6 protein-coding genes are annotated in these 4,759 nt (G+C 72.9%); 5 read left to right on the top strand and 1 reads right to left on the bottom strand.

The genetic code is table 11. The features are described 5' to 3' along the window. The first annotated feature begins 134 nt into the window (after positions 1-134). The 3 genes from ACIWVC_RS34110 to ACIWVC_RS34100 all read left to right on the top strand — a co-directional run bounded on the left by ACIWVC_RS34110 (position 135) and on the right by ACIWVC_RS34100 (position 2,126). On the top strand, positions 135-551 hold the full coding sequence (locus ACIWVC_RS34110) for a Fur family transcriptional regulator (RefSeq protein WP_396446027.1): 417 nt from the start codon (positions 135-137) through the stop codon (positions 549-551). Between the two features lie 10 nt (positions 552-561). After that, the gene (locus ACIWVC_RS34105) at positions 562-1,542 is read left to right on the top strand and encodes a YgfZ/GcvT domain-containing protein (protein WP_396446028.1); all 981 of its coding nucleotides are present in this window, start codon (positions 562-564) and stop codon (positions 1,540-1,542) included. An 80-nt stretch (positions 1,543-1,622) separates the two neighbouring features. Next, positions 1,623-2,126, top strand: coding sequence for a hypothetical protein (locus tag ACIWVC_RS34100; RefSeq protein ID WP_396446029.1), 504 nt, complete (start codon positions 1,623-1,625; stop codon positions 2,124-2,126). A 31-nt stretch (positions 2,127-2,157) separates the two neighbouring features. On the opposite strand, the gene dtd is transcribed toward ACIWVC_RS34100, so the two are convergent. Continuing rightward, a complete protein-coding gene (gene dtd, locus ACIWVC_RS34095; protein WP_396446030.1) occupies positions 2,158-2,583 on the bottom strand; it encodes a D-aminoacyl-tRNA deacylase in 426 nt (141 codons plus the stop codon). Positions 2,584-2,603: 20 nt separating this feature from the next. Between dtd and ACIWVC_RS34090 the strand changes: the two genes are divergently transcribed. Together ACIWVC_RS34090 and ACIWVC_RS34085 are read left to right on the top strand one after the other, a co-directional pair. Continuing rightward, the gene (locus ACIWVC_RS34090) at positions 2,604-3,428 is read left to right on the top strand and encodes a 3-keto-5-aminohexanoate cleavage protein (protein WP_396446031.1); all 825 of its coding nucleotides are present in this window, start codon (positions 2,604-2,606) and stop codon (positions 3,426-3,428) included. 298 nt (positions 3,429-3,726) lie between these two features. Continuing rightward, positions 3,727-4,695 carry an asparaginase gene (locus ACIWVC_RS34085; protein ID WP_396446032.1) on the top strand — a complete coding sequence of 323 codons (969 nt, stop codon included), beginning with the start codon at positions 3,727-3,729 and terminating at the stop codon, positions 4,693-4,695. Positions 4,696-4,759 lie beyond the last annotated feature (64 nt).

Below are 4,759 nucleotides of genomic sequence, written 5' to 3'. Positions count from 1 at the left end.
GCACCGAGGCAAACAGGTTTTCGCTCGGCTGAATCCGCGTGCCGGCGCACGAACCAATCCGCGTGCCGCCGCACCAACCAATCCGCGTGCCGGCGCACGAACCGGGCCGTCCGGGCGGGATCTAGACTCGGGACATGGTCGAGTCGTGGCAGGAGGAGCTGCGGGCAAAGGGGTATCGGGTCACCCCTCAGCGCCAGCTGGTCCTCGAGGCGGTCACCAACCTGGAGCACGGGACCCCCGAAGAGATCTGCACCGAGGTGCAGCGCACGGCCAGGGGCGTGAACATCTCCACCGTCTACCGGACGCTCGAACTCCTCGAAGAGCTCGGGCTCGTCAAGCATGCGCATCTCGGGCACGGCCCGCCGAACTACCACCTCGCCGCCGATGCCGAGCACATCCACCTGGTCTGCCGGGGATGCCACACGGTGGAGGACGTCGACCCCCGCGCGGCGGCCGGGCTCGCGGACGTCCTGCGGCGCGACTTCGGCTTCGAGACCGACGTGCACCACCTCACCGTCTACGGGCGGTGCAAGGACTGCCGCGCCACATAGTCTGGACGGCATGGAGAGCCCGCTGCTGCAGTCGCCCGGAGCCGTCGCCGCCGATGCGCCCGACCAGGAGGTCGCCGCGCACTACGGGGATCCGACGCGGGAGCAACGCGCGCTCGAACAGGGGGCGGCGTTCGTCGACCGGAGCAACCGGGGCGTCGTCAAGGTGTCCGGGCCTGACCGGCTGAGCTGGCTGCACAGCCTCCTCAGCCAGCACCTGGACGCGCTGAAGCCGTTCGAGCCGACCGAGGCGCTGCTGCTCGGGCCGAAGGGGCACATCGAGCACCACCTCTTCCTGATCGACGACGGCGAGGCGGTCTGGGCGCATGTCGAGCCCGGGGAGGCCCCGTCCCTGGTCGAGTTCCTCGACCGGATGCGCTTCATGCTCCGGGTCGAGGTCGCCGACGTTTCGAGCGAGTACATGGTCGTCACCGGGCCGTCCGGCGCCGAGGGCCTGGCCTGGCCGGACGTCGCCGGGACGACGACGCGGATCGTCCCGCGCGGCGAGTTCCCGGAGGGGCTCAAGCCGGCCGGCGTCTGGGCGTACGAGGCGCTGCGGATCGCCGAGCACCGGCCCCGCTTCGGCCTCGACACCGACGAGCGGACGATCCCGCACGAGGCCGGCTACATCGAGACGGCCGTCCACCTGAACAAGGGCTGCTACCGGGGTCAGGAGACGGTGGCGCGCGTCCACAACCTCGGCCGCCCGCCGCGCCGCCTGGTGTTCCTGCACCTGGACGGCAGCGTCGACCGGCTGCCCGCGCACGGCGACCCGGTGGAGGTCCCGGGCGGGCGGGCGATCGGGTTCGTCGGGTCGGCGGCCCGGCACCACGAGCTGGGCCCGATCGCGCTCGCGATGGTGAAGCGGAACGTCCCGGTGGACGCCGACCTGCTCGCGGGCGGTGTGGCGGCCGCGCAGGAGGTCATCGTCTCGCCGGACACCGGGGCGAACGCGCAGATCGCGTTGCGCCGCCGTCCGGCGAAACACGGCTAGCAGGCCGCGCCCTGGGCGAATATCGTCGGATATGGACGATTTCTAACGGGCGCCGCCCAGGGAAGGTGGGATTCCTGCCAATGGTCGCGAACCTCGGGAAGCGGGAGCCGGCGGCCAGACGCGGGACCCGGCGCCGCCCGCGCCGGGAGTCCGCCCTGGTGTGGTGGGTCCTGTTCGCGGCGTTCGCCGGGTTCGCCTGGTGGCTTCAGTCGTGGCGGATCGCGCTGCTCGGCCTGCTGGCCTGGTGCCTGTACCAGTTCATGCTCGTCCCGACCATGTGCCGCATCCTGAGCCAGCAGGGCGCCGCCTGCACCGAGCGCACCCGGGGCCGGCTGTTCGCCTGCGGGCCCGACCATCAGCGGCTCCGGAACGACGCGCTGTGGCGGCTCGCCGGGCTCCGCAACCCGTTCCAGAAGGAACCCGCCGAACCTTCCCGACCGCCGCGGGAGGACGGCGAGACCGGGGTCGTGGTCGTCTCCCCGGACCTCCGCGGGCGGCTCACGCTGTTCGACCGCGCCCTGATCCTGCTGGCGGCCGCCGGCACCGTCGCGGTGGTGGTCGGCACGATCTACGGCTTCCGCTGACGCCGCCCGGGGTCCGCGCGCCTCGCGGGGCTCACACGTCGAGGATCAGGGTGATCGGGCCGTCGTTGACGAGCGAGACCTTCATGTCGGCGCCGAACTCGCCGGTCTCGACCTTGGCGCCGAGGCCGCGCAGTTCGCGGACGACGGCGTCCACGAGGGGCTCGGCGACCTCGCCGGGCGCGGCCGCCGTCCACGACGGGCGGCGGCCCTTGCGCGCGTCGCCGTAGAGGGTGAATTGGCTCACGACGAGGAGCGGGGCGTTCACGTCCGAGCACGACTTCTCGTCCTGCAGGATGCGCAGGCCCCACAGCTTCGAGGCCAGCCTGCGGGCCTTCTCCGGGCCGTCGTCATGGGTCACGCCGACGAGCGCGAGGAGCCCGGGGCCCTCGATCTCGCCGACGACCCGGCCGTCCACGGACACGCTGGCCCGGCTCACCCTCTGGACTACCGCACGCATGACCATGCATTCTGCCGCCTATGGGAGCAACGACGCTCATCACGGTGGCGCCCACGGGTGCGGAGTCCGCGAAGTCGGACGTGCCGGCCCTGCCCGTCACCCTGGATGAACTGGTCCAGACGGCCAAGGAGTGCGAGGCGGCCGGCGCGGCCGTGATCCACGTGCACATCCGCGACGACGACGCGCGGCCGACGCTCGACCTGTCCCGGCTGCGGGACACGGTCGCGGCGCTGCGGGAGAGCACGGGACTGATCGTCCAGTTGTCCACGGGCGGCGCGGTCACCGACCCTTACGAGGACCGTCTCCGCGTCCTGGAGGCCGAGCCCGACATGTGCTCGCTCACCTGCGGGACGGTCAACTTCGGCGACGACGTCTTCATGAACCCCTGGCCGTTCATGGTGGAGCTGTACCAGCGCACCCAGGAGCTGGGGGTCGTCCCAGAGTTCGAGCTGTTCGACCTGGGGCATGTGGCGGCGCTGCACCGGCTGCTGGACAAGCACGGTCTTCCGTATGGCGGGCACGTCCACTGCGACCTGGTGATGGGCGTGCCCGGCGGCATGCCGGGGGACGCGCGGACGCTGGTCGCCGCCGTGGAGGCGCTGCCGTCCGGTGCCACCTGGTCGGCCACGGGCATCGGGAGGACGTCCCTCCCGGTGATGTTCGCGGCGCTGTCGGCGGGCGGGCACCTGCGCGTGGGCATGGAGGACACCGTCACCTTCGCGAAGGGGCGGCCGGTGACGGCGAACGTCCAGCTGGTGGAGCGTGCGGCTCAGGCCGCGGCGCTGGCGCAGCGTCCCGCCATGTCCGCGGCGGACGCACGCGCCCTGCTGAAGACCAAGCGCTGAGACGTCCGGCGCTGAACGTCCGGGCGCTGAGACGTCCGGCGTTGAACGTCCGGGCGCTGGACTCATCGAGCGCTGAATTTCAAGGGTCGAATACCCGGCGCCGCCGATCTTGGGGTTATCCACAGGATGTGATTCCACTTCCCTGGGGTGGGGCGGGTACTTGACCATGGAGTTAGCGGGTCCGCCCCCGGGTGGGTGGGGCCGGCCCTGCTTTTTGGGCGGCGCCCTGCTTTGGGCGGCTTTCTCGGGCGGCGGCCGCTCCGGCGGGCGGCCGTCCCCGACGGTATGGAGGGGTGCGGTGGACGTCAATCCTGTGCTGGTCAACCCTGTGCTGGTCGAGGTGGAGCGCTCCGGGTTCGTGGAGTCGCGCCACCGCGGGACGGCGGTCGGGCTCGCCGCGGACGGCGGCGTCGCGCTCCGGCTGGGCGACCCGGACGCGCCGATCTTCCCGCGGTCGGCGAACAAGCCCATGCAGGCGGTCGCGATGCTGCGCTGCGGCCTCGGGCTGGACGACGAGCTGCTCGCGCTGGCGGCCGGCAGCCACTCCGGCGAGGACTTCCACGTCGAGGGCGCGGAGAAGATCCTCGCGGGCGCCGGGCTCGTCGCCGACGACCTGCGCTGCCCGGAGAGCTGGCCGATCGACCCGGAGGCGCAGCAGGCCGTCTCCCGTGCCGGCGGCGGGCCGTCGCGGATGCGGATGAACTGCTCCGGCAAGCACGCCGCGATGCTCGCGACGTGCGTGGCCGCCGGATGGCCCGTCGACACCTACCTCGACCCCGAGCATCCGCTGCAGCTCGCCGTGCGGGGCGTCGTCGAGGAGCTGACCGGCGAGACGGCCGCGGCCGTCGGCGTCGACGGGTGCGGCGCGCCGCTGTTCGCGGTGTCCACGGCCGGGGTCGCGCGGGCCTTCCGGGCGCTCGTCCTCGCCGCGCCCGGCACCCCTGAGCGCCGTGTCGCCGACGCGATGCGGACCCACCCGCAGTGGACGTCCGGCACCCGGCGCGAGGAGCGGCAGCTCATGGACGCCGTCCCCGGGCTGCTCGTGAAGTGCGGCGCCGAAGGAGTGGACGCCTTCGCGTTCGACGACGGGCGCGCCGGAGCCGTCAAGATCGACGACGGGGCCATGCGGGCGCGGACGCCCGTCACCGTGGCGCTGCTGCGGGCGCTCGGCATCGACGCGCCGGGGCTGGACGGTCCTGCGGTCGTCGAGGTGCGGGGCGGCGACGGCGTCGTGGGCGCCGTCCGCCCCGCACCCGGAATGTTCTAGCGGCCGGGTGTTCAGCGGCCGGGTGTTCAGCGGCCGGGTGTTCAGCGGCCGGGTGTTCAGCGGC

This window comes from Actinomadura sp., assembly GCF_044508335.1.
Classification (GTDB): Bacteria; Actinomycetota; Actinomycetes; order Streptosporangiales; family Streptosporangiaceae; genus Spirillospora.
The sequence above is the reverse complement of the archived record's forward strand: the minus strand, read 5'-3'. Positions and strand labels throughout refer to the sequence as shown.

What these genes read in the sequence shown, in the direction of transcription:
- ACIWVC_RS34110 (WP_396446027.1), top strand. Translation starts at nt 135, where the DNA reads ATGGTCGAGTCGTGGCAGGAGGAGCTGCGGGCAAAGGGGTATCGGGTC.
- ACIWVC_RS34105 (WP_396446028.1), top strand. Translation starts at nt 562, where the DNA reads ATGGAGAGCCCGCTGCTGCAGTCGCCCGGAGCCGTCGCCGCCGATGCG.
- ACIWVC_RS34100 (WP_396446029.1), top strand. Translation starts at nt 1,623, where the DNA reads ATGGTCGCGAACCTCGGGAAGCGGGAGCCGGCGGCCAGACGCGGGACC.
- dtd (WP_396446030.1), bottom strand. Translation starts at nt 2,583, where the DNA reads ATGCGTGCGGTAGTCCAGAGGGTGAGCCGGGCCAGCGTGTCCGTGGAC.
- ACIWVC_RS34090 (WP_396446031.1), top strand. Translation starts at nt 2,604, where the DNA reads ATGGGAGCAACGACGCTCATCACGGTGGCGCCCACGGGTGCGGAGTCC.